Genomic DNA, 22,309 nt, shown 5'->3' on the forward strand with positions numbered 1-22,309 from the left:
CCCCAGGCCATGCCGGCGCCTCCGCAGGCGCGCCGCATAAATTCGCCGCGAACCGCCGAGTTTTCCCCGCGCCGCGAGGCCCCAGCGTTGCAGTCTCGATGGCTTTCCGCGTGCCTAGTGCGAAGGCGCGAACGAAATCTGGGCGCCGGACAGGGTTGCGCCGCAAAATTCACTGTGTTAGGGACCCATCGCCTTGGGACTGGGGCGTTGCCGCTCTTAGTTCCTTGCCCCTGCAGCATCCGTCGCTACGAAGCCGACCGCCAAAGGCGCGAACGCATTTTCGCGTGGGCGTCGTTTCGAGCGATGCGAATTTGACGAGCGATCCAAGTGGCTCAAGACGGAGTTTCGCTTTCCGGCGTCGCAGGACGTTACGCCTCCGCCCTTTACGAACTGGCGTCGGAAAAGAGCGCCACGGACGAGGTCGCTACGGCGCTCGCCGCGTTTCAGGGCCTCATCAATGAAAGTCCCGACCTCCAGCGTCTGGTGAGAAGCCCCGTCTTCTCCGCGCAGGAGCAGGTCAAGGCGCTCGACGCCATCCTCAAGAAAGCGGGCATTTCCGGCGTCGCCGGCAATTTCATCCGCCTGGTGGCCTCCAAGCGCCGCCTCTTCGTTCTCCCGGACATGATCGCCGCCTATCAGAGCCTTCACGACAAGGCCCGTGGTCTGGTCCGCGCCGACGTGACCGTCGCCGCGCCGCTGAAGCCGGATCATGAAACGGCGCTGCGCCAGGCGCTCGCCGGCGTCACCGGCGGCAAGTCGGTCAGCCTCAACGTCAAGACCGATCCGTCGATCATCGGCGGCATCGTCGTCAAACTCGGTTCGCGCATGGTCGACGCTTCCGTTCGCACCAAGCTCAATTCAATCCGCACACGCATGAAAGAGGTCGGCTGATGGATATCCGCGCCGCAGAAATTTCCGCGATCCTGAAGAACGAGATCGCCAACTTCGGCAATGAGGCCGAGGTCACCGAGGTCGGCCAGGTTCTGTCGGTCGGCGACGGCATCGCCCGCGTCTACGGCCTCGACAATGTCCAGGCCGGTGAGACGGTCGAGTTCGAGAACGGCGTGCGCGGCATGGCCCTCAACCTCGAAAGCGACAACGTCGGCATCGTTATTTTCGGTTCCGACCGCGACATTAAGGAAGGCCAGACGGTCAAGCGCACCGGCGCGATCGTCGACGTTCCCGTCGGCAAGGAGCTGCTCGGCCGCGTCGTGGACGCTCTCGGCAATCCGATCGACGGCAAGGGCCCGATCAACGCCACGCGTCGCGCCCGCGTCGACGTGAAGGCCCCCGGCATTATTCCGCGTAAGTCGGTGCATGAGCCGATGGCGACTGGCCTGAAGGCCGTCGACGCTCTGATCCCGATCGGCCGCGGCCAGCGCGAGCTGATCATCGGCGATCGCCAGACCGGCAAGACCGCGATCGCGCTCGACACGATCCTGAACCAGAAGTCGCTCAACGACGGCGACGACGAGAAGGCGAAGCTCTACTGCGTCTACGTCGCCATCGGCCAGAAGCGCTCGACGGTCGCGCAATTCGTGAAGGTGCTCGAAGAGCGCGGCGCGCTGGAATATTCCATCGTCGTCGCGGCCACCGCTTCGGACCCGGCCCCGATGCAGTTCCTGGCGCCCTTCGCCGGCTGCGCCATGGGCGAATTCTTCCGCGACAACGGCATGCATGCGGTCATCATCTATGACGACCTTTCCAAGCAGGCCGTCGCCTACCGCCAGATGTCGCTGCTGCTCCGCCGTCCGCCGGGCCGCGAAGCCTATCCGGGCGACGTCTTCTATCTGCACTCCCGTCTCCTCGAGCGCGCCGCCAAGCTCAACGACGATCGCGGCGCCGGTTCGCTGACCGCTCTGCCGGTCATCGAGACGCAGGCCAACGACGTGTCGGCCTATATTCCGACCAACGTGATCTCGATCACCGACGGCCAGATCTTCCTCGAGACGGACCTCTTCTACCAGGGCATCCGTCCCGCCGTTAACGTCGGCCTCTCCGTGTCGCGCGTCGGCTCGTCCGCGCAGACCAAGGCGACGAAGAAGGTCGCCGGCAAGATCAAGGGCGAGCTTGCCCAGTATCGCGAAATGGCCGCCTTCGCGCAGTTCGGCTCCGACCTCGACGCGGTGACGCAGCGTCTGCTCAACCGCGGCGCCCGTCTCACCGAACTCCTGAAGCAGCCGCAGTTCTCGCCGCTGAAGATGGAAGAGCAGACCTGCGTGATCTACGCCGGCGTCAACGGCTATCTCGATCCGCTGCCGGTCAATCGCGTGCGCGCCTTCGAAGACGGCCTGCTCGCCGTGCTCCGCTCGCAGCACGCCGACCTTCTCGACGCCATCCGGTCGTCGAAGGATCTCTCGGACGACTCCGCGGCGAAGCTCAAGAGCGTCGTGGAGACTTTCGCGAAGTCCTTCGCCTGAGCCGACAATGACGGATCGCGCGCTCGGTAGCGGGCGCGCGGCGACCTCGAGACAAGAAGCACGCCAATGCCCTCGTTGAAGGATCTTCGAAACCGGATTTCTTCCGTCAAGGCGACGCAGAAGATCACCAAGGCCATGCAGATGGTCGCGGCGGCCAAGCTGCGTCGCGCGCAGACGGCGGCCGAGGCCGCGCGTCCCTACGCCGAGCGCATGGAATCCGTCCTCGCCAATCTCGCCGCCGGCGTCTCCACCGGCGGTCCGCAGCTTCTCGCTGGCAATGGCAGGGATGACGTGCATCTCCTCGTCGTCGCCACCGCCGAGCGCGGCCTTTGCGGCGCGTTCAATTCCTCGATCGTGCGCCTCGCCCGCGAGCATATCCTGCGCCTGCAGGGACAGGGCAAGACGGTCAAAATTCTCTGCGTCGGCAAGAAGGGCTACGACCAGCTTCGCCGCCAGTTCGAGAAAGAGATCGTGGAGCTCATCGAGCTGCGCGGCCTCAAGAACATCGGCTTCGACAATGCGGATGAGATCGGCAAGAAGATCATCGCCATGTTCGAGGCCGGCGAATTCGACGTCGCCACGCTGTTCTTCTCGAAGTTCAAGTCGGTGATCGCGCAGATCCCGACGGCGCAGCAGCTCATTCCGGCGCAGATCGCCGCGAATGAGAATGCCCCGGCCGTCGACGGCCCGCAGCCGTCCTATGAATATGAGCCCGGCCAGGACGAGATTCTCTCCGAGCTCCTGCCGCGCAACATCTCGGTGCAGGTGTTCCGCGCGCTCCTCGAAAACGCCGCCTCGGAGCAGGGCGCGCGCATGAGCGCGATGGACAACGCCACGCGCAACGCCGGCGACATGATCAAAAAGCAGACGACCCTCTACAACCGGTCGCGCCAGGCGATGATCACCAAGGAACTCATCGAAATCATCTCGGGCGCCGAAGCGCTCTGATCCGCTAAAATAGACGAGGACGTAAAATGGCCGCCAACAAGCCCACGGGCCGCATCACCCAAGTCATCGGCGCCGTCGTCGACGTTAAGTTCGACGGCCACCTGCCCGAGATTCTCAACGCGCTCGAGACGACGAACCAGGGCCAGCGCCTCGTTCTCGAAGTCGCGCAGCACCTCGGCGAGAACTCCGTGCGCACCATCGCCATGGACACCTCCGAGGGCCTGACCCGCGGCCAGGAAGTCACGGACACCGGCGCGCCGATCACGGTTCCGGTCGGCGAAGAGCTGCTCGGCCGCATCATCAACGTCATTGGCGAGCCGGTCGACGAAGCCGGCCCGGTGAAGTCCAGCGGGACGCGCGCCATCCACCAGCCGGCCCCGTCCTATTCGGAGCAGGCCACGGAAGCGCAGATTCTCGAGACGGGCATCAAGGTCGTCGACCTTCTCGCGCCTTACGCCAAGGGCGGCAAGATCGGCCTGTTCGGCGGCGCGGGCGTCGGCAAGACCGTGCTCATCATGGAGCTCATCAACAACGTCGCCAAGGCGCACGGCGGTTATTCGGTGTTCGCCGGCGTCGGCGAGCGCACCCGCGAAGGCAATGACCTCTATCACGAAATGATCGAGGGCAACGTCAACAAGAAGCCCGAGAACGGCTCGACCGCTGGCTCCAAATGCGCCCTGGTGTATGGCCAGATGAACGAGCCGCCGGGCGCCCGCGCCCGCGTCGCGCTGACCGGCCTCACCGTCGCCGAAGATTTCCGCGACAAGGGCCAGGACGTGCTGTTCTTCGTCGACAACATCTTCCGCTTCACCCAGGCGGGCTCGGAAGTGTCCGCGCTTCTCGGCCGCATTCCCTCGGCGGTGGGCTATCAGCCGACGCTGGCGACCGACATGGGCGCCCTGCAGGAGCGCATCACCACCACCACCAAGGGCTCGATCACCTCGGTGCAGGCCATTTACGTGCCGGCCGACGACTTGACCGACCCGGCGCCGGCCACCTCCTTCGCCCACTTGGACGCGACGACCGTTCTGTCGCGCTCGATCGCGGAGAAGGGCATCTATCCGGCCGTCGATCCGCTCGACTCGACCTCGCGCATGCTCTCCCCGGCGATCGTCGGCGAGGAGCATTATGAGGTCGCCCGTAAGGTGCAGTCGACCCTTCAGCGCTACAAGTCGCTGCAGGACATCATTGCGATCCTGGGCATGGACGAGCTTTCGGAAGAAGATAAGCTGGTCGTCGCCCGCGCCCGCAAGATCGAGCGCTTCCTGTCGCAGCCCTTCCACGTCGCCGAAGTCTTCACCGGCTCGCCGGGCAAGCTCGTCGCCCTCGCCGACACGATCAAGGGCTTTAAGGGCCTCGTCGAAGGCGAATATGACCACCTCCCGGAGGCCGCCTTCTACATGGTCGGCTCCATCGAAGAGGCGGTCGAAAAGGCTGCCAAGCTCGCCAAGGAAGCTGCGTAAGCTTTCAGCAATCCGGGAGGGGCGGCCTGCGGCCGTCCCACGCCCGATCCCAACAATTGATGGCCGGGCAAAGACCGGCCATTCGCTTATGACGATCAGCGTCGCCGGAGACTGACATGGCCGCTTTCCACTTCGAACTCGTTTCTCCCGAGAAGCTCCTGTTTTCGGGCGACGTCGAAAGCGTGGTTGCGCCGGGCGCCGAGGGCCAGTTCACGGTCCTCAAGGATCACGCGCCGGTGATGACGACGCTGAAGGCCGGCGTCGTGACGGTCGCTGGCGGCGACGGCAAGCTCGAGAAGCTTTTTGTCCGCGGCGGTTTCGCCGATGTGAACGCCTCCGGCTTCACCATCCTCGCCGAGCTGGCTCTTCCGCTTTCGGAGATCGACGCGGGCAAGCTCGACGGCGACATCAAAAACGCGAAGGAAGATCTGTCCGACGCCAAAACCGACGCCGCGCGTCTGGCTGCAAGCGACAAGCTTGCGCAGCTCGAAGAAATGCGCGCCGCGCTTACGGCGTAAGGTCAGGTTCCGCCGTTTCGTCCACCGGAACGGGATGTTCTTCCAATTCAGCTTCGATAATGTCGCCGTGCGGCTCTTCAGGCGCAAGCTCTGAACGCTTCGCGGCGACTTCTCTTATGCATTCCCCGATCACGGGGTTGCGCGCAATGAGCGTCTGCAGGTCGTAGGCCTGTAAAATCAACAGCTTTGTCGGCGCCAGGGCGCGCACATTGGCGGTTCGCGGCGTCTGATGCAGAATCGCCATCTCGCCGAAAAATTGTCCGACGCCGAGCCGAACCACTTGTGTGGGAAGCTGGACTTCGACCTCTCCCTCCGCGATGAAATACATCGACTGGGCAATATCGCCGCGTCGGACAATCAAGGCGCCAGCAGGAATTGACTGCGCGTTGAGATAACGCATGATCTCCGCGATGGCGCTCGCGTCGAGCTCGCGGAACAGCGGCACGCTCGCCACCATGCTCCAGGTGACGACGAATTCGCGCCTGTGAATTTCCTCCGCAAAAGCGGATGCGACGATGCCGACGGGAAGACCCAGCATGACATAGCCCGTCACCATTGTGATCGAGGCGATGATGCGCCCGGCGAGGGTGATCGGAACGACGTCGCCATAGCCGACGGTTGTAATGGTCACGATCGCCCACCACATGGCGGCGGGAATCGAGCCGAATGCTTTCGGCTGGGCGTCGTGCTCGACGAGATGGATCGCCGCGGCAGAAAAAAGAACGGCGCCGAAGAGGAGGATGCCGGTCGCCAGCAACGCCTTCCGCTCAGCCTCCATCACCGCGATAAGGGTGCGGATGCCAGCCGAATAGCGCGCCAGTTTAAAAAAGCGCAGAAGGCGCAACAGCAGCAGGACTCGCAGGTCCGCCGAAAAGAGATAGGACAGGTAAAAAGGCAGAACCGTCAAAAGATCGATGATCGCAAACCAAGAAGCGATGAACGCAAGGCGCGCGCGCGTCGCGGTGCAGTCGGAATAAGGCGTATGCTCCGGAGCCGACCATAGCCGCAACAGATATTCGACTGTGAAGACGCTCACGGCAAGCCGCTCGATCGACAGGAACAGATCGCGAAAGCGGCGATCATATTCCGGCACAGATTCGAGAACGACCGAGAGGACGGATAAAGCCACGAGTGTAATGAGCGCGCGATGCACAAAGCGGGTCGCGCGATCATTGACGCCGCCATCGAGAATATGATGCACGCGCCGGCGCAACCGGTGATACCAGCCGCGCGGAGTTTGCTGCGTCATTCCGCGGCCTTCGTGCGGAGCGCCTCCTCGACGCAAGCGAGCGCCTGATCGATCGCCCTCGCATTTGGGCCGCCCGCTTGTGCGAGATCCGACCTGCCGCCGCCGCCTTTGCCGCCGAGCGCGGCGGCCGCGGCCCGAACGAATTCCACAGCGCTGTATTTCTGCGCCAGATCGTCGGTGACGCCGACGACGATGCCGGCTTTGCCGTCAGGCGAGGCGCTGGCGAAGGCGACAACGCCCGATCCGATGGACTTCTTGGCGTCGTCGACGAGGGATTTCAGGTCCTTGGCGTCGATCCCCTCGACGGCGCGGGTCAGCAGCTTGATCCCGCCGACGTCGCGGGCCTCCGGGGCCGCGGCCGACCCGCCGCCGCCGCCCAGGGCGAGCTTGCGCTTGGCGTCGGCGAGCTCGCGTTCGAGGCGCTTGCGGTCTTCCAGGAGCTGGGCGAGGCGGTTCGGCGTTTCGTCGATGGGCGCGCGAATCAAGGACGCGATATCGTGGAGCGCACGCGCCTGGGCGACGAGATGGGTCCGCGCGCCCTCGGCCGTGCGCGCCTCGATGCGCCGCACGCCGGAGGCGACGGCGCTCTCGGCAATGATCGAAATCAGACCGATGTCGCCGGTGCGCGAGACATGCGTGCCGCCGCAGAGCTCCACCGAGAAAGCGTGAGTCGCGCCGGGGTCGGGCCGACCCATGCTGATAACGCGCACCTCATCGCCATATTTCTCGCCGAAGAGCGCCCGGGCGCCAGATTTAATGGCTTCGTCCTGCGCCATGACGCGGGTGTCGACGGGGGCGTTGTCCTGAACGATTTCATTGGCGAGGACTTCGACCCGGGAAAGCTCTTCCTCCGTGAGGGGCTTTGGATGGGTGAAATCGAAGCGCAGACGCTCGGGCGCAACCAGCGATCCCTTCTGGGCGACGTGATCGCCGAGAACCTGGCGAAGCGCCTCATGAAGAATATGGGTCGCGGAATGATTGGCGCGCGTTGCTTTGCGGCGTTCGTGATCGACGTCGAGCTCCAGCGCGAGCCCGGGGACGATTTCGCCCTCTTCGACGACGCCATCATGGACAATGAGGTCGCCGAGCTTTTTCGCTGTGTTCTCGACGCGAAAGCGCAGGCCCTTGCCGCGAATGACGCCAATGTCGCCGACTTGGCCGCCCGATTCGCCGTAGAAGGGCGTTTGGTTGAGGATCACCGATCCGCGCTGGCCCTTTTGGAGAACGAAGGCTTCCGCCCCGTCATGGACGAGCGCGGTGACGACGCCTTCGCTCTTCTCCGCGTCATAGCCGAGGAACTCCGTGGCTCCGACGCGCTCCTTCAGGGCGAACCAAAGCGTTTCGGTCGCGGTTTCGCCGGAGCCGGCCCATGCCTTGCGGGCTTCCGCGCGCTGGCGCTCCATGGCGGCGTCGAAGCTTTCCTTGTCCACGGCGATGCCGCGCGGCCGCAGGGCGTCCTCGGTGAGGTCGAGCGGGAAGCCATAGGTATCGTAGAGCTTGAAGGCGGTTTCACCCGAGAATTTCGCGCCCTGGTTCAGACCGGCCGTTTCCTCGTCGAGAATGGCGAGGCCGCGCGCGAGCGTGGCGCGGAAGCGCGTTTCTTCGGTTTTGAGCGTATCGACGATGAGCGCCTGGGCGCGCAGGAGCTCGGGATAGGCCTGGCCCATTTCCGCCACGAGCGCCGGCACAAGGCGCCACATCAGCGGCTCTTGCGCCCCGAGGAGCTGGGCGTGGCGCATCGCGCGGCGCATGATCCGCCGCAGCACGTAGCCGCGCCCTTCATTCGAAGGCGTGACGCCATCGGCGACGAGGAAGGAGGCGGCGCGCAAATGATCTGCGATGACGCGGTGGCTTGCCGCCTGCGGGCCATTTACAGGCACGTTGGTGAAATCCGCGACGGCGCCCGTTAGCGTGCGGAAAAGATCGGTCTCATAGTTGGAAGTGACGCCCTGGAGCAGGGCGGCGATGCGCTCGAGCCCCATGCCGGTGTCGATCGACGGACGGGGAAGCGGCGCGCGTTGGCCCGGCGCAACCTGATCATATTGCATGAAGACCAGATTCCAGAATTCCAGAAAGCGGTCGCCGTCTTCATCTAGGCTGCCGGGGGGGCCGCCGGCCAAGGCTTCGCCCTGATCGTAGAAGATTTCGGAGCAGGGCCCGCAGGGGCCTGTGTCTCCCATGCTCCAGAAATTGTCGGAGCTGGAGATGCGGATGATGCGGCTGTCGTGGAAGCCGGCAATCTTCTTCCAGAGGCCATAGGCCTCGTCGTCGTCATGGTAGACGGTGACGAGGAGGCGGTCGATGGGAAGCTGGAACTCGCGGCTGATCAGCCCCCAGGCGAGTTCGATCGCGCCTTCCTTGAAATAATCGCCGAAGGAGAAATTCCCGAGCATTTCGAAGAAGGTGTGATGCCGGGCAGTATAGCCGACATTGTCGAGGTCATTATGCTTGCCGCCGGCGCGCACGCATTTCTGCGCGGATGTCGCGCGCGCCTGATGGCGCTTCTCGACGCCGGTGAAGACGTTTTTGAACTGCACCATCCCCGCATTGGTGAACATCAACGTGGGGTCATTGTGGGGAACGAGCGGAGAGGACGCGACCTTCTCATGGCCATTGCGGACGAAATAATCGAGGAAGGTGGAGCGTATCTGGTTGACGCTGCTCATTATGCGTCTCTCTCGGGCGCGACCGGGATGCCCCCGATCATATGGTGATTGGTAAGCCGGACGAAAGCGTGTCCGACGGGTCGTGCCGCCCCGGCTTTACGAGGCGCGTATCTGTCGCCGGGCGATATGCCAGTCCGCAAGCTTTTCGGCAATGAAAAAGGCCCGCGGGCGGGCCTTTGAAAACCGGGAGATACGAGCAGGGAGGGTCAGTCCGCCTATTCCTTGTCGTCGCCGTCGCCGGCATCCAGAATTTTCTCGGCGATAAGGCCCGAGTTTTCGCGGATCGCTTGCTCGATGCGCTGTGCGGCTTCCGGGTTCTGGCGCAAAAAGCTTTTGGCGTTTTCGCGGCCCTGGCCGAGGCGTTGGCTGTCGTAGGAGAACCAGGCGCCTGATTTGTCGACAACGCCGGCCTTCACGCCAAGATCGATGAGTTCGCCGAGCTTCGAGACGCCTTCGCCATACATGATGTCGAATTCCACCTGTTTGAAAGGCGGGGCGACCTTGTTCTTGACCACCTTGACGCGCGTCTGGTTGCCGATGGTTTCGTCGCGCTCCTTGATCGCGCCGATGCGGCGAATGTCGAGACGCACCGACGCGTAGAATTTCAGCGCATTGCCGCCCGTCGTCGTTTCCGGCGAGCCATACATGACGCCGATCTTCATGCGGATCTGGTTGATGAAGATGACGAGCGTGTTGGAGCGGGCAATGGAGGCGGTCAGCTTGCGCAGCGCCTGGCTCATCAGGCGGGCCTGGAGACCGGGCTGCACCTCGCCCATTTCGCCTTCGATCTCGGCGCGCGGCGTCAAGGCGGCGACCGAATCGATGACGAGCACGTCGACCGCGCCGGAGCGCACCAGCGTGTCGGTGATCTCCAGCGCCTGCTCGCCCGTGTCGGGCTGAGAAATCAGCAGCTCGTCGAGATTGACGCCGAGCTTGCGGGCGTAGACCGGATCGAGCGCATGTTCGGCGTCGACGAAAGCGCAGACGCCGCCGAGCTTCTGCGCCTCGGCGATGACATGCAGGGTCAGCGTGGTTTTGCCCGAGGATTCGGGGCCGTAAATTTCGACGATGCGACCGCGTGGCAGGCCGCCGACGCCAAGCGCGATGTCGAGGCCCAGCGAGCCGGTGGAAATGGTCTCGATCTCGACGGCTTTCTGATTTTTGCCGAGCCGCATGATCGAGCCCTTGCCGAAGGCGCGCTCGATCTGCGACAGGGCGGCGTCCAACGCCTTGGTCTTGTCCACGGACGATCCTTCCACGAGGCGGAGATTAGCTTGGCTCACGGCTGAAATCCCTTCTGGCATGATTTCAATGGCGGGGGCAACAACAACTCTGACGCAATTGTGCATGATTTGTTCTCGAAGCCAAGTTCATTTTTTGTCCCAATTATGCACTTTGCATAACAGACGAAAGGAACTAGGTTTGATACACTCGGTCAACTGGCGAGACCTCGAATTTGAAATGATCGCTTTGCCGTTCCTTTCAGAACGCGGGGTGCCACAGAATCATTGGGTTAGGGTTGGCATGCCGCAGATTCCGCCTTCCGTCACAAATAGCGTGTTCTTTCTCTACGACAGCGTTGAATCCGCAAAATCGGGGGAAAGACCGGGCGGGACGGGCTTCATAGTTGCTTATTCGGACAGCCCGCTATTCCCGGCCGAGACGGCGTTTTATGGCGTGACGAATTGGCATGTCGCCTGTGAAGGAGGGTGCTCCGTTATAAGGCTAAATACAAAAGATGGCGGCACAGACATTATTGAAATATTCCCAGAACAGTGGGAGTTCATCCCTGGTCGATATGACTTAGCCGCCGTCCGATTGCAATTTAGTAGCATTCACGACGTTTCCGCCGTAAACATAGGAGATTTCGTTATCCGGCAGAGCACTCAGACGCGCATTAAGTCAGATGTTGGAATTGGTGAAGACGTATTCATGATCGGATTATTTATAGATCATTTCGGAAAAGGCGTGAATATACCAAGTGCACGCTTTGGTCACATCAGTATGCTACCAGATGAGCGGGCCTTAATTAAGCAGCCGACCACATATGACGGCGTAAGCTACTTGATTGACATCCACTCAAGGGCTGGATTTTCAGGGTCTCCCGTTTACGTCTACAGAACATTTGGTTCCGACCTGAAGCAAAAATTCGGGGAAAGCATCAATGGTCTGGACTTACAAATCGATTCGATTCAGGTTGACGATCTTGGGCGTCCGGGCGGACGAACCAGTGGCCGCGTGCGTGGTTCCAGGGGAACAATTAACTACAACGGCATGCTAAAGTTATTGGGGATTTATTGGGGAAGGTTCCCTGAGCAGGCGGGCGCCCCCGGTAGCGAACTCAGTGGCACAGGATGCGTTATTCCCGCGTGGCAGATATTAGAGTTGCTCAACATCCCCGCTCTGGCGGCAGAGCGCGAGAGGAAAACCGCCGCTTTCAATGCCGCCTTACAGAAGGTGCGGGACGGATCAACCCCAGTCACGAAGTAAGCGACGCGATGACCGACGAACAGTTATCTGATGAGGAAATCGTAAAGCGGCGCGACGGTGCCATTCGCCGCGCGCTCAATACACCAGCGCCCCCGAAGGTGAAAAAGCCGCCCGCGAGGAAGGCCCCTAAAAAGCCTCAAGCCAAGACAAAAGGCGGCGAAGCTTCTTAAGAGTGCGTTTCGCCCGCTCGCGTTGAACTAGGTCAACGATATTTGAGGCGCTTGCCTTCGCCGCCGCGAATGGCGCGATGCGTGCGCTCCGTATCGTCAACGCCAAGGCCGGAACGATTCGAATAACGGAAATCGAATTCGTTCAGATACGCCTGCAAATGCTGCTCGCCGCAGTGGTGATACACCCCGCGCATGCCGCGCTTGAAAATCCCGAAGTAGCCTTCAACGGTGTTCGTGGTCGTCTCCCCGCGAACATACTCGCCGCTGCCGTGGTTGACCGACTCATGCGCGGCGAACGCCTTTCCGGGCTTCTTGTAATGCTGGGCCTCATCGGTGTTCAGCGTCGAGTCGAGAACGACGTGAGCGCCGAGAACCTTCTTGATCGTCAAGATCGTCAGATCGTCTACCTTGATTGAGACAGAGCGCCCGCCACGCTCAACCATCGTCAAAACCTTCTGCTTGGTCGCGGCGCCGCGATGGCCCTGCCAGCCTTTGCCGGTCACAAAGCGCTGGCCAGGCTTGCTGATGAAAGTTTCATCGACCTCAACGGTCTTGCCCTCACCGCCAAGCGGCTCAGGGTCGCGATCGGCCATCGCCTCGCGGATGCGATGCGCCATAAACCAAGCCGTGCGGTAGGAGCCCAAGCCGAGATTGCGCATAAGCTGATGAGCTGAAATGCCCTTCTTGCTGGACGCCATCAGGTGGAAGCCGAGCGCCCACTTGTTCAACGGGACGTGGGACGACTCCATGACGGTCCCAACCGTCACGGTGAAATGCTCTCGGCACGAGCGGCAAACGAACAGGCCGGGGCGATGAGACTTGCCTTCAAGGCGCGTCGCCTGATCCACAACGCCGCAGTGCGGGCAAACCGGTTTGCCGTCTGGCCAGCGGATGCGCTCGAAATGCGCGCGGGCAGCAGCTTCGTCAGTGAAAATGGGATCGGTCAGATTCGTCATTGTTTAGCTCCAATGACAAGAACTCTACCGGAACAACGGTGTTATGTAAAGTGCATAATACCCTTTTTTGTTCGCGTGAATATAAAAGCCGAGAAGGCGACTGCTACCGTGACCATGGGAGCCTCGCCGCCATCGGGCGCAGGTCGCGATATTGACGCGGGCCTTGCCGCTTCCCATCTGCGGGCCATGCGCCCTCGCATCCCCGCCGTCATGCCCTCTGTTGTCGTCCGCTCGGCGCTTCTGGTTTTGGCCCTTGCGCCCTTTGCCGCGCGCGCCGACGACGCTCCGCCGTCCATTATCGCGCCGGAAACCGAACGCTTCACGCTCCAGCCCGCCGATGGCGGGTTTTTGCGCATGAACAAGGACACGGGCGCGGTTTCCTTCTGCTCGGTGAAGGACGGCGTTTCCGTCTGCCGGATGGGCGCCGACGACCGCGCGGCTTTGGAAGCCGAGATCGAGCGTCTGCGCGCCGAAAACACGCGGCTGAAGGCTGCGGGCGTCGCGCCGCGCAGGCCCTCGACGCTGCCCGATGAACAGGAGTTCGAAAAGGCGCTTTCCTTTACCGAGCGGTTTCTGAGACGCATAATGCGGCTCTTCAAGGAGGAAGCGCCGACGGGAGGCGCGCTATGAGCGCAGGAGCCATGCGCCGATGACCGATGAGAGCCCCTTCTCCAACTGGCCCCATCTCGATAAGAAACCGCCGCGCCCCGAGCGCGAATATTTGATCCTCCCCGGCGCAGCCGAAGCGGAACGCACTACGGAACCCTTGCACATGGCGTCGAATAACGGGCTCGAAAATTTTCTCGGCGGCTCGCCCCTCAATGTGGTCGTCCGCCTTTTCTTTATCTCGCTTGTCGTCGGCGCTTTGCTGATGTGGCTGGAATTGCGGCCGATCGACATTCTGCATGGCGTGCAGGCTTTTATCGACCGCATTTCGTCGCTGGGCTTGGGCGCTGTGAAGGAGCTTTTCAGCTATGTGCTGGCGGGCGCGGTGTTTGTGGTGCCGGCGTGGCTCGTGCTGCGGCTGATGAATATGGGCGGGCGGCGGTAGGCGCTGGCCTCTCAGAAGCCCTGCTCGTCCGCGAAGCCTCGTACGAGATCCGCTTGATTGGTTCGCTGTCATTCCCGACGCTCGCGTCGTTTGGACACAGAGGAAATCACCGCCGTCATTGCGAGGAGGCGGAGCCGGACGAAGCAATCCAGGGCCGCATCGCTGCTCTGGATTGCTTCGCTCCGCTCGCAATGACGGGCGCTGAATAACACCAGCGCTTTTCGGGCTCTGGATTCCCGGTCGGGCTTTCAGCCCGCCGGGAATGACAAGTCCCCATGCGAGCTATTCAAACGGAAACGGTATCACGGACCATGCTTTTCCCAGATAGCGCGGCGACCGCGCGGTGAAGCCAATCGGTCTATCGCCGTCTTATTGTCGAGGTCAGATCGTCCGGATCGTAGCGTCGCGGCGGCAGCGGCGCATCCGGCGCGTTGATCGGCCCGAGGCTGTCGCCGCCGTCGAAGGCTGCGGCGGGCGGACGGCCGGTCGTGTCATTATCCGTCTCCTCGCCGGCCATGGGCCTGGCGTTCCGCATGGCGACGAGCGGCGACTGGTCGGGCGGCGGCAGGGTCTCCTCGGGCGCGGGCTTGCAGATCGTGCGGGAGCGGCCGTGCTGCGCCAGATCGACGTGGATGTGGTTGTAGTGGAAGGCGTTGGAGCCCGGCGACAGCACTGTCGAGAAATGCGCGCAGGAACCGCGATGCACGTCCATCAGGAAGGCGCGCGTCTGCTCCTCGCCGCGCCACCAATCGCTCACCAGCGTGATCTTGCGGCCGTCCTCCAGCACGAAGCCGCCGATATCGAGCGCATTGCCGAAGGAATGTTCGGAAAGCTGCGCGCCGCTCTGATTATTCATGCCGCGGCAGGCGTAGGAGCCCATGGAGTCGATGCGCACGACGCGTTGGCCGAAACGCGCCTGCGCGGCGGGTTGCACCGTGTCGGCGACCCAGGATTCGAGCTCCGCCACCATGGGGCAGTCGAGCGTCGCCGTGGAATTGAAGGCGACGGCGCCGCCCTGCAGCGCGGTCACTTTGAACGGCTTGGTGAGCCCGCAAATGCCGGGGCCTTCGAGCTCATTCGCCAGAGCGATGAATTCTGTCGGCTGCACGCGGCGCTGCGCGATGCAGGCGTTTTCGGCGTGCGTGCGCCAGGCCGGGCGCTGCGGTCTGAACGGCCCGGAGCAGCCGCCAAGCGTTGCGGCGACCAGAAGCAGGAGGAGTGTGGCGCGGCGGAGCATGCCGCCTAGGGTTACGAAGTCTTCGTTAACCGGGCGTCGAAAAGTTTAGTTAACAGCGCGATATTCCAGGCGTGTGGCGCGGCTGCCCCAAACGGCTGCGGCCGGCGTTTCCGCCGGCCGCAGTTTTACAGTTTCGATTTCTTACTGTGCGCTTCCCTTGCGGGCGCGCATAAAGCTTTCGAATTCGTCGCGGTCGCGGGCGCGGCGCAGCTCGGAGATATGTTCCGAGAATTCGCGCTCGGCCTCGGCGAGCTTGCGGCGCTCCTCTTCGAGACGGGCGAGCTCGCCCTCACGCCATTCGTCGAAGGCGACATTGCCTGTCGAGCGCATGAAGGAGGGGCCAGCCCAGCCGCGCGAGGCCTCCTTGGAGACGTCGCCGAAGGCGCTGCGCACTTTCGCGCCCTGCTCGGCCGCGAAGGAGAAGAGATCGCCCTCATAGCCGAAGCTCTTGCCCCATAGCTTCATGAACAGCAGGGCGAGACCGATCGGCCAGAAGATCATAAAGCCGATGACGATGGCCGCGACTTCGAACGGCCTCCAATGCGCGCATCCTCCCTGACGCCCCCAGGCGGAGGAGTGCATGCGGGAATCACGATCGCAGCTCATGTTTGGCTCCAGTTGATGGTCGGCCCCGGTCTCCCGGCGGCCGATGTTAATGTTATACACATTAACATAGAGACCCGCAAGAAGGCGGAAGCCAGGCCGGCTTCCTTGCCGCGCCCCGCCGGATATCGGGACGCCGCAGCCATCTTTCAAGCGCCGTCAGGCTCGCAGCTCAAAATCCAGGTGCGGCTACAGAAGGCGACGTAAATGCGCTCCTGCCCGAGCGCATGTCCAAGCTCATTCGCCAGCTCGTTGAGCATGGCTTCGATCTCGTCTTCGGGCAGGTGGCCGAGATAGGCGTGCACAGCTTCGCCGTTGAAGATCGCGACGGGCTCACGATCGGAGCCGGCCGTGCCGTCGTCCTTCGGCCAAGCGTAGGTCACTTCCGCGCGGGTGAACATGCCCGAGAGCGCGGGCTTGCCCGCCTCGACGCGCCGCCGCATCCAACTGCGCGCCGTGCGAACGGCTTCCGAAATGTCATAGACCCGGCCCTCCGGGTCCCAGCCTTCTCGCAAACCGACCGTAATGCGGAAATCGCGCCGGGGTCCAAGAGAGCCCGGGACAATGCGATAAGGAGGCTTACTATCGCTCATGGGTCGAAAATTAGGGCGCGTCGGCGTGAGATGGCCATCCGCGCGAGCGTGCTTATTCCAACTCAGCTTCCGCCGGGGTCGCTTCGACCGCTGCGGTCTCCTGCTTGGGCGTGCGCTTGAAGGTCGATTTGCGGCCCCGCAGAGTCTGCAGGATCTTCGCGCCATTGGCGAAGGCGAGATAAATGAACAGCGGCGGGAGCGAGCCGACCGTCTTGGCGAAATCCACAACCGTGCCGCGCTTCAAGGCGAGGTAAGGGGGCAAAGTGATGCCGAGCGCCACCATCGCCGTCATGACTAAAATCAGCTCCAGCAGCCCGCAATAGGGCGCGAGCGAGCCATGCAGCAGCGCGCCGAGCGCGAAGGCGATCAGGCCGATCGCCGCCGCCGGGAAGAAGACCTGATGGGCGACCAGCGAGATCGCGAGCACGCGCTTCGCAAGCGGCCAGGGCGCTTCCCAGATCGGCAGGATCGTCTTCTGCGCGACTTGCACGAAGCCATTGGACCAGCGCCGCTGCTGGCGACGGAAATCGCGGATGCCATCCGGCACCTGGCCGGGAATCGGCGGCTCGGAGACGAAGAGCCCATGCCAGCCGCGCAATTCCGCGCGAACCGTAAGGTCGAGGTCTTCGCAAAGCGAATAATCCGACCAGCCGCCGGCGTCCTCGACTGTGGCGCGGCGCCAGATGCCGCCCGTGCCGTTGAACTGGAAGAGCCAGCCGGCCAAGGCGCGCGAGCGCTGCTCGACCATGTAATGGCCGTCCTGCACGAGCCCCTGGGCGCGGGTCAGCCAATTGGTCTCGAAGTTCTGGAACTCGCAGCGCGACTGCACGAAGCCGGCGCGATCGTCGGTCAGAAACAACGGCACCGTGCGCTTGAGCCAATTGGCCGGCGGCCTAAAATCGGCGTCCAGCATGGCGATGAAGGGCTCGTTCGTCAGCGTGAGGCCGTGGGCGCAGGCGCCGGCCTTGAAGCCCGAGCGATCCGTGCGGCGCACATGGTCGATGATTGCGCCCTGCGCGCGCAGCTCCTGCGCCACGCGTTCGGCGCGCTCGGTCGTCTCGTCGGTCGAATCGTCGAGAAGCTGAATGCGCAGCTTGTCCTTCGGCCAATCCAGTTGAGCGACGCAGCGCAGCGATTGCTCGGTGACCAGCGGCTCGTTGAAGACCGGGATTTGCAACAGCACATGCGGCAGGTCGGCGCCCGGCGTCGCCGGCGCGTCCGGATCGCGCGCGCCGCGCAGCCAGTCGTAGAGGAAACGTCCGATGACGACGAGATAGCCGAGCCCGATGGCGACCAGAATTGCGGCGCAAAGATAGGCGACGGCGTCGACGAGGAAGGTGACGAGTCCGATAAGCAAAGGGTTATCCTTCTTCAGGCGCGGGCCGCGCCGCCGCACGCGCGTGGACCTTGCCGTTGGCCCAGACCACCTGATTGGTCATCCAGGCGTTCACCCAGACTGCGAGCATGACCGCCTCGCGGACAATGAAAACCGCAGGCGCCGTCCAGGATAATTGCCATCCTTTCGCCAAGGAAAGCAATGTTTCCAGCGTGAACCAGAGGGCCGCGGTAACGGCGACGCCCCAGAGCGGCGCCACGCCGAGAAGCGGGGCCGCCAGCCATCCTGCTACAAGTGACGGAAAAGCTTGGGTGTTCATCTCGAGCAGGAAGGAGATCAGCTCGTCGTTGCGGCGCGTGACGCTCCAGCGCAATTGCCGTTGATAAACATCGTAAAAGCAACGCGCGCCGAGTTCCTGTCGCACCGGGCGGTGAGAAAAAACAGGACGTTGGCCGATTCGCCGCATGGCCTTGGCCAGCGCATTGTCTTCGCCTACCGTATGCGAGATGGCGTCGAAGCCGCCGGCCCGGAGGAAGTCCGAGCGGCGGAAGAGCATGATCTTTCCTATTCCGTGTCCTTGCCCCAGGCACGAAGCGAGAAACAGGATACGGGCATGCGGGCCGTTGATGATCGCCGCTTCGACATGGGCGGGAAAGTTTTCGAGCCGCGCGCAATAGGGAATGGCGCAGACCAGCCCGACGTCGTCTCCAAGCTGGCGGACATGTTCGGCGAGGGCGTCCGGCTCCAGAAGGACATTGGCGTCCTTCATGAAGATTACGTCGTTTTCCGCCTGCATGAAGGGCGCGTAGAGATTGTCGACCTTGGGGCTCGCCGCAAAACGCGCCGTCGAGGCGAGCAGGCGCGTGGGCCTCTCAGTGTGGCGGCCGAATATCTCGCGGATTTTTCGCACGGCCGGCGAGTCGGTCTCGACCGCTGAGGCGGTGACGTCGAACTGCGGATAATTCTGCGCGAAGGCGGATTCCTGCGTGCGCTCGAAGCCGTCTTCCAGAAGCTTCAACGGCAGGACGATCGAGACCGGCGGCTGGTCGCGCCGGCGCGCGCGGCGGCCCACGATGTATGGCTGCAGGATCGTTGCGGCGACCGAGGTGACCAGGATTGTAGTGGCGCCCACCCAATAGACGGCGGCGATCCAGCTCAGAGAAACGCCAAGATTCACATGCCCTCGCCGCGCTCTGGGGATTCGGGCACGATGACGTGGAAACGCCGCATCACGCCGTCGACGAGCGAGGGCGGCAGAAAGGAGAAGAAGCGCAAGGCGTAATACATGTATGGCGGGAAGGCGATCACGGGCCGGCGCCGCTCCAGGCCGCGCTTGATGATCTCGGCCGCGCGCGCGTCGGAGATGGCGCTGGGCTGCCAGGATTTGGTGCGGGCCGACATGGGCGTCTTCACGAAGCCCGGCACGATGAGGCTCACCTTGACGCCATGGGGCGCGAGCTGGCCGCGCAGGCAATCGGCCCACATATGGACGCTGGCCTTTGCGGCGCAGTAAGCGGGCGAATAGGGCAGGCTCCGCACGCCGGCCATGGAGCCGACGATGGCGATCTGGCCCTTCTTGCGGCGGGCCATGGAGGGAATGGCGGGCTCCACCGTGTTGAAGACGCCCGCGACATTGATCGCCAAAGTGGCGCGCACGGCTTCAGGCGTCTCGAGAATCTGTCCAGGAGAGAGACCCGTCGCGATGCCGGCGTTGGCGACCAGAATGTCAATTGGCCGCGTGGCGTGGGCGGTTTCGACAATGCGCGCCATGGCCTCGCGGTCGCGCACGTCCGCAACGCGGGTCTCGACCTCCGAGGCGCCCGCCGCACGACAGGCTTCCGCCGTCGCTTGCAAGCGCGCTTCGTCCCGGCCGAGCAGATAGAGGCTCGCGCCGTCCTTGGCATAGGCGATGGCGAGCGCCCGGCCGATGCCGGAGGACGCGCCGGTGATGAGGAGGCGCGGGGTCATAAGCCGGTTCCTATCTCACGCGTCATCGCGAGGAGGCGAAGCCGACGAAGCAATCCAGAGCAGCGGGCGCGGCTCTGGATTGCTTCGCTCCGCTCGCAATGACGAGAATGTGAGAACATCATCTGGGCGAGGTCCTGTCGACAGGGCGCAGCGTCGCCTCGCCGATGATTCCCGGCGCGCGCGCGGCGCCATGGGCGAAGAGGCGGACGAAAATCTCACTTTCTGACGCGCGCAGCACGCGGCCAGAGAGCTTCACCACTTCACCGCGCAGGACGGGCTGGATGAATTTCGCCGAAAGCCCGACGAGGATGAGATCGTCGCGCCAATTGGCGAGCATGGGCTCGAAGGCCGCAAGCAGCTTCATGCCATGCACGGGCGGCGCGGCGAGGCCGATTTTGGCGGCGATGGCGTCGTCGAGATGAAGAGGATTGTCATCCCCCGAAATTTGCGCGTAGCGCGACAGCGCCTCGGCGTCGAAGGGGCCGATGACCACTTCCGGCAGTTTGTCGCCGACGTTGACGGCCTGGTTCATGACGGAGCCCCCAAGCCCGCGCGCGGCACAAGGCGAAGCATGGTCTCGCTCTTTCCAACCTTCGCGCCGTCCAGCGCAAAGATTGTCGCGTCGATGATCAGGCGCGATGGCGTTTCCTCGCGCCGCAGCGACACGCTCACATCATAGTGCGCGCCTGGAGCGAGCGGGCTCTCATAAGCGAAGCTCTGTGATTCATGAACCGGCACGACGTCGAGCGCCGCGCACATCTCGCGCACCGGCGCGAACAGCATGGGCTCCATCAGCCAGACCGCCGGGAAGGACAGCGGCACGCTCTTGCCGTCGCCGCCGGTCTCGCGCGCATAGGCCTCGGCGCGCTCGGGATCGACGCACAGGCGGAACGGCCCGAGGATCGCCGGCGCATCAGGCTGCATGGCGCACGATCAGCACGGCGTTGATACCGCCGAAGGCGAAAGAATTGGACATGGCGGCGTCGATCTTGTGCGGGCGCGCGACATTTGGCACGGCGTCGATCGGGCAGCGCGGGTCGAATTCGAGGAAGTTGATCGTCGGCGGCGCGATCTGCTCGCGCAGCGCTTGGATGGTGATCGCCAGCTCGAGCCCGCCGCTCGCGCCGAGCGCATGGCCATGAATGGGCTTGGTGGAGGATACCGGAACCTCACGCCCATAATCGCCGAAGACGCGCAGGATCGCTTCCGACTCGGTGATGTCATTGGCGTGCGTCGCCGTGCCATGGGCGTTGACGTAATGAATGTCGCGCGGCGTGAGCCCCGCGTCTTCCAGCGCCTGGGCGATGCAGTTGGCGGCGCCGTCGAGATCGGGGCGCACAGGGTCCTTGGCGTCGCTCGTCGTGCCATAGCCCGCGAGCTCGCACAGCGGCTCGTGTCCGCGCGCGCGCGCCGACTCGGCCGTCTCCAGAACAAAGACCGCCGCTCCTTCGCCGAGCGACATGCCGTTGCGGCCCATGGAGAAGGGGCGGCAGAAATTCGGGGTCATCACCCGCAGGCCTTCCCAGGCGCGGATGGTGGCGTTGATGACGCAGGCTTCGGCGCCGCCGACAATGGCCTTGTCGACCATGCCGGAGCGGATCATCTGCAGGCCGAGACCGACGGACTGGCTCGCCGAAGAGCAGGCGCTGCCGACCGCGAAGGTCGGTCCCAGCGCCGAGAAGCGGGCGCTGAGCGTCGTCGGCATGGCGCTCGGGATGAGCTTTGGCACGCTCAATGTCTCGGGCCGCGTGTGCTCGACGTAATATTTGTAGATGCCGTCCTCGATCGTGGTCATGCCGCCGATGCCGGAGCCCATGATCACGGCGGTGCGCGGCCCGGCGATGTCCTTGCGGCCAAAGCCGGCCTGCGCCATCGCTTCATCGGCCGCGACGACCGCGAATTGCGTGAAGGGATCGCAGAAGGGAAGGACATTCGCTTCGATATAGGCGGCCGGGTCGAAATCCGGCACTTGCCCGGCGATCTTGATGCGCCCGTCATAGGGACGCTCGGTCTTGAGCTCGCGAATCTGGGCGACGCCGTCGCGCGCGGCCTCCCAGAGCTTGCGCGCGCCGACGCCCGAGGCGCAAACAACGCCCATGCCGGAGACGACGACGCGGCGTGCTGCCTCTCCCCTTCGCGAAGCCGCCATTTACTGGGTCTCGCGCTCTTTCTGGATGTGCTCGGCGATCGCGCCGATGAGGGCCTCGACCGTCTTGGCTTCCTGCAGCGAGCCGTCCATGGGGATATAGACGTTGAACTTTTCTTCGAGCGCCGTGAGGATCATCACGATGTCGACCGATTTGAGGTCGAGGCTCTCGATGGTCGCGTCGGGCGTCACCTTGGTGCGGTCGACCATGCCCTCCGAAGCGATCACCTCGATGATCTCTTCCTTCAGCTTGGCAATGTCCTGAGGAGTGTCAGCCACGAAATCCCTCCGTTAAGGGGCTGTCGATCCGCGAGCATGCGGCCCTGGCGCGACGCATCGTCGCGCCCGCTGCGACGAGAGCGGATCAAGGCCGCGCGTCGGTCTTTCGCCGCTTGATTTTCAAGCAGCGCGACCTTGGTTAAGGGTTTTGGACGCGAAAATAAAGCCCGGCCCAACCTGGCCGCGCAGGGGCCCGCTTCCCCAAGACCGCGCTTC

The 22,309-nt window shown here is 63.5% G+C and carries 23 protein-coding genes; 9 read left to right on the top strand and 14 right to left on the bottom strand.

What is annotated here, in order from left to right:
- The first annotated feature begins 327 nt into the window (after nt 1-327).
- The 5 genes from JJT62_RS03255 to JJT62_RS03275 all read left to right on the top strand — a co-directional run bounded on the left by JJT62_RS03255 (nt 328) and on the right by JJT62_RS03275 (nt 5,349).
- Entirely contained in the window at nt 328-891 is a 564-nt protein-coding gene (locus tag JJT62_RS03255) for a F0F1 ATP synthase subunit delta (protein ID WP_202071229.1), read from the top strand.
- On the top strand, nt 891-2,420 hold the full coding sequence (atpA, locus tag JJT62_RS03260; protein WP_165052280.1) for a F0F1 ATP synthase subunit alpha: 1,530 nt from the start codon (nt 891-893) through the stop codon (nt 2,418-2,420). Before JJT62_RS03255 ends, atpA begins: the two co-directional genes overlap by 1 nt.
- 66 nt (nt 2,421-2,486) lie before the next feature.
- Entirely contained in the window at nt 2,487-3,368 is an 882-nt protein-coding gene (locus JJT62_RS03265) for a F0F1 ATP synthase subunit gamma (protein ID WP_202071230.1), read from the top strand.
- Nucleotides 3,369-3,394: 26 nt separating this feature from the next.
- Nucleotides 3,395-4,831 (top strand): F0F1 ATP synthase subunit beta, encoded by a 1,437-nt coding sequence (atpD, locus tag JJT62_RS03270; RefSeq protein WP_202071231.1) that lies wholly within the window; start codon nt 3,395-3,397, stop codon nt 4,829-4,831.
- 116 nt (nt 4,832-4,947) lie between these two features.
- Nucleotides 4,948-5,349, top strand: coding sequence for a F0F1 ATP synthase subunit epsilon (locus JJT62_RS03275; RefSeq protein WP_202071232.1), 402 nt, complete (start codon nt 4,948-4,950; stop codon nt 5,347-5,349).
- Here the strand turns inward: JJT62_RS03275 and JJT62_RS03280 are convergent.
- From JJT62_RS03280 to recA, 3 genes are all read right to left on the bottom strand, one after another.
- The gene (locus tag JJT62_RS03280; RefSeq protein ID WP_202071233.1) at nt 5,339-6,598 is read right to left on the bottom strand and encodes a cyclic nucleotide-gated ion channel; all 1,260 of its coding nucleotides are present in this window, start codon (nt 6,596-6,598) and stop codon (nt 5,339-5,341) included. The two genes, JJT62_RS03275 and JJT62_RS03280, sit on opposite strands and share 11 nt — an antisense overlap.
- Nucleotides 6,595-9,264, bottom strand: a complete 2,670-nt coding sequence (gene alaS / locus JJT62_RS03285) for an alanine--tRNA ligase (RefSeq protein WP_202071234.1) — start codon at nt 9,262-9,264, stop codon at nt 6,595-6,597. Before alaS ends, JJT62_RS03280 begins: the two co-directional genes overlap by 4 nt.
- Before the next feature lie 215 nt (nt 9,265-9,479).
- The gene (gene recA, locus JJT62_RS03290) at nt 9,480-10,547 is read right to left on the bottom strand and encodes a recombinase RecA (protein ID WP_202071235.1); all 1,068 of its coding nucleotides are present in this window, start codon (nt 10,545-10,547) and stop codon (nt 9,480-9,482) included.
- A gap of 178 nt (nt 10,548-10,725) precedes the next feature.
- Here recA and JJT62_RS03295 point away from each other — a divergent pair, with 178 nt between their 5' ends.
- On the top strand, nt 10,726-11,754 hold the full coding sequence (locus tag JJT62_RS03295; protein WP_202071236.1) for a serine protease: 1,029 nt from the start codon (nt 10,726-10,728) through the stop codon (nt 11,752-11,754).
- A gap of 8 nt (nt 11,755-11,762) precedes the next feature.
- A complete protein-coding gene (locus JJT62_RS03300) occupies nt 11,763-11,924 on the top strand; it encodes a hypothetical protein (RefSeq protein ID WP_202071237.1) in 162 nt (53 codons plus the stop codon).
- 32 nt (nt 11,925-11,956) lie between these two features.
- On the opposite strand, the gene JJT62_RS03305 is transcribed toward JJT62_RS03300, so the two are convergent.
- A complete protein-coding gene (locus JJT62_RS03305; protein WP_202071238.1) occupies nt 11,957-12,880 on the bottom strand; it encodes an IS1595 family transposase in 924 nt (307 codons plus the stop codon).
- A 114-nt stretch (nt 12,881-12,994) separates the two neighbouring features.
- On the opposite strand from JJT62_RS03305, the gene JJT62_RS03310 reads away from it, so the two are divergent.
- Nucleotides 12,995-13,510: a hypothetical protein gene (locus JJT62_RS03310; protein ID WP_246744719.1), complete on the top strand. Its 516-nt coding sequence runs from the start codon at nt 12,995-12,997 to the stop codon at nt 13,508-13,510.
- Between the two features lie 19 nt (nt 13,511-13,529).
- Nucleotides 13,530-13,931, top strand: coding sequence for a DUF6460 domain-containing protein (locus tag JJT62_RS03315; RefSeq protein ID WP_202071239.1), 402 nt, complete (start codon nt 13,530-13,532; stop codon nt 13,929-13,931).
- 358 nt (nt 13,932-14,289) lie between these two features.
- Here JJT62_RS03315 and JJT62_RS03320 read toward each other — a convergent pair whose 3' ends face one another.
- The 10 genes from JJT62_RS03320 to JJT62_RS03365 form a co-directional block, all read right to left on the bottom strand.
- Nucleotides 14,290-15,168, bottom strand: coding sequence for an extensin family protein (locus JJT62_RS03320; protein ID WP_202071240.1), 879 nt, complete (start codon nt 15,166-15,168; stop codon nt 14,290-14,292).
- A gap of 141 nt (nt 15,169-15,309) precedes the next feature.
- Entirely contained in the window at nt 15,310-15,774 is a 465-nt protein-coding gene (locus JJT62_RS03325) for a DUF2852 domain-containing protein (protein WP_202071241.1), read from the bottom strand.
- Between the two features lie 146 nt (nt 15,775-15,920).
- Nucleotides 15,921-16,364 carry a hypothetical protein gene (locus JJT62_RS03330; RefSeq protein WP_202071242.1) on the bottom strand — a complete coding sequence of 148 codons (444 nt, stop codon included), beginning with the start codon at nt 16,362-16,364 and terminating at the stop codon, nt 15,921-15,923.
- A 52-nt stretch (nt 16,365-16,416) separates the two neighbouring features.
- Nucleotides 16,417-17,721 (bottom strand): glycosyltransferase family 2 protein, encoded by a 1,305-nt coding sequence (locus JJT62_RS03335; protein ID WP_246744663.1) that lies wholly within the window; start codon nt 17,719-17,721, stop codon nt 16,417-16,419.
- 4 nt (nt 17,722-17,725) lie between these two features.
- Nucleotides 17,726-18,877, bottom strand: a complete 1,152-nt coding sequence (locus JJT62_RS03340) for a glycosyltransferase (RefSeq protein WP_202071243.1) — start codon at nt 18,875-18,877, stop codon at nt 17,726-17,728.
- Nucleotides 18,874-19,668, bottom strand: coding sequence for an SDR family oxidoreductase (locus JJT62_RS03345; RefSeq protein WP_202071244.1), 795 nt, complete (start codon nt 19,666-19,668; stop codon nt 18,874-18,876). The genes JJT62_RS03340 and JJT62_RS03345 overlap by 4 nt, the downstream gene beginning before the upstream one ends.
- Nucleotides 19,669-19,786: 118 nt before the next feature.
- A complete protein-coding gene (locus JJT62_RS03350; RefSeq protein WP_202071245.1) occupies nt 19,787-20,200 on the bottom strand; it encodes a MaoC family dehydratase in 414 nt (137 codons plus the stop codon).
- Nucleotides 20,197-20,592: a hypothetical protein gene (locus JJT62_RS03355; RefSeq protein ID WP_202071246.1), complete on the bottom strand. Its 396-nt coding sequence runs from the start codon at nt 20,590-20,592 to the stop codon at nt 20,197-20,199. Before JJT62_RS03355 ends, JJT62_RS03350 begins: the two co-directional genes overlap by 4 nt.
- Entirely contained in the window at nt 20,582-21,817 is a 1,236-nt protein-coding gene (locus JJT62_RS03360; RefSeq protein ID WP_202071247.1) for a beta-ketoacyl synthase, read from the bottom strand. Before JJT62_RS03360 ends, JJT62_RS03355 begins: the two co-directional genes overlap by 11 nt.
- The gene (locus tag JJT62_RS03365; RefSeq protein ID WP_165052326.1) at nt 21,818-22,093 is read right to left on the bottom strand and encodes an acyl carrier protein; all 276 of its coding nucleotides are present in this window, start codon (nt 22,091-22,093) and stop codon (nt 21,818-21,820) included. It lies immediately after the preceding gene.
- Nucleotides 22,094-22,309 lie beyond the last annotated feature (216 nt).

It is taken from the genome of Methylocystis sp. Sn-Cys (assembly GCF_016745395.1).
Classification (GTDB): Bacteria; Pseudomonadota; Alphaproteobacteria; order Rhizobiales; family Beijerinckiaceae; genus Methylocystis; species Methylocystis iwaonis.

What these genes read in the sequence shown, in the direction of transcription:
- atpA (WP_165052280.1), top strand. Translation starts at nt 891, where the DNA reads ATGGATATCCGCGCCGCAGAAATTTCCGCGATCCTGAAGAACGAGATC.
- JJT62_RS03265 (WP_202071230.1), top strand. Translation starts at nt 2,487, where the DNA reads ATGCCCTCGTTGAAGGATCTTCGAAACCGGATTTCTTCCGTCAAGGCG.
- atpD (WP_202071231.1), top strand. Translation starts at nt 3,395, where the DNA reads ATGGCCGCCAACAAGCCCACGGGCCGCATCACCCAAGTCATCGGCGCC.
- JJT62_RS03275 (WP_202071232.1), top strand. Translation starts at nt 4,948, where the DNA reads ATGGCCGCTTTCCACTTCGAACTCGTTTCTCCCGAGAAGCTCCTGTTT.
- JJT62_RS03280 (WP_202071233.1), bottom strand. Translation starts at nt 6,598, where the DNA reads ATGACGCAGCAAACTCCGCGCGGCTGGTATCACCGGTTGCGCCGGCGC.
- alaS (WP_202071234.1), bottom strand. Translation starts at nt 9,264, where the DNA reads ATGAGCAGCGTCAACCAGATACGCTCCACCTTCCTCGATTATTTCGTC.
- JJT62_RS03295 (WP_202071236.1), top strand. Translation starts at nt 10,726, where the DNA reads ATGATCGCTTTGCCGTTCCTTTCAGAACGCGGGGTGCCACAGAATCAT.
- JJT62_RS03300 (WP_202071237.1), top strand. Translation starts at nt 11,763, where the DNA reads ATGACCGACGAACAGTTATCTGATGAGGAAATCGTAAAGCGGCGCGAC.
- JJT62_RS03305 (WP_202071238.1), bottom strand. Translation starts at nt 12,880, where the DNA reads ATGACGAATCTGACCGATCCCATTTTCACTGACGAAGCTGCTGCCCGC.
- JJT62_RS03310 (WP_246744719.1), top strand. Translation starts at nt 12,995, where the DNA reads ATGGGAGCCTCGCCGCCATCGGGCGCAGGTCGCGATATTGACGCGGGC.
- JJT62_RS03315 (WP_202071239.1), top strand. Translation starts at nt 13,530, where the DNA reads ATGACCGATGAGAGCCCCTTCTCCAACTGGCCCCATCTCGATAAGAAA.
- JJT62_RS03320 (WP_202071240.1), bottom strand. Translation starts at nt 15,168, where the DNA reads ATGCTCCGCCGCGCCACACTCCTCCTGCTTCTGGTCGCCGCAACGCTT.
- JJT62_RS03325 (WP_202071241.1), bottom strand. Translation starts at nt 15,774, where the DNA reads ATGAGCTGCGATCGTGATTCCCGCATGCACTCCTCCGCCTGGGGGCGT.
- JJT62_RS03330 (WP_202071242.1), bottom strand. Translation starts at nt 16,364, where the DNA reads ATGAGCGATAGTAAGCCTCCTTATCGCATTGTCCCGGGCTCTCTTGGA.
- JJT62_RS03345 (WP_202071244.1), bottom strand. Translation starts at nt 19,668, where the DNA reads ATGACCCCGCGCCTCCTCATCACCGGCGCGTCCTCCGGCATCGGCCGG.
- JJT62_RS03350 (WP_202071245.1), bottom strand. Translation starts at nt 20,200, where the DNA reads ATGAACCAGGCCGTCAACGTCGGCGACAAACTGCCGGAAGTGGTCATC.
- JJT62_RS03355 (WP_202071246.1), bottom strand. Translation starts at nt 20,592, where the DNA reads ATGCAGCCTGATGCGCCGGCGATCCTCGGGCCGTTCCGCCTGTGCGTC.
- JJT62_RS03360 (WP_202071247.1), bottom strand. Translation starts at nt 21,817, where the DNA reads ATGGCGGCTTCGCGAAGGGGAGAGGCAGCACGCCGCGTCGTCGTCTCC.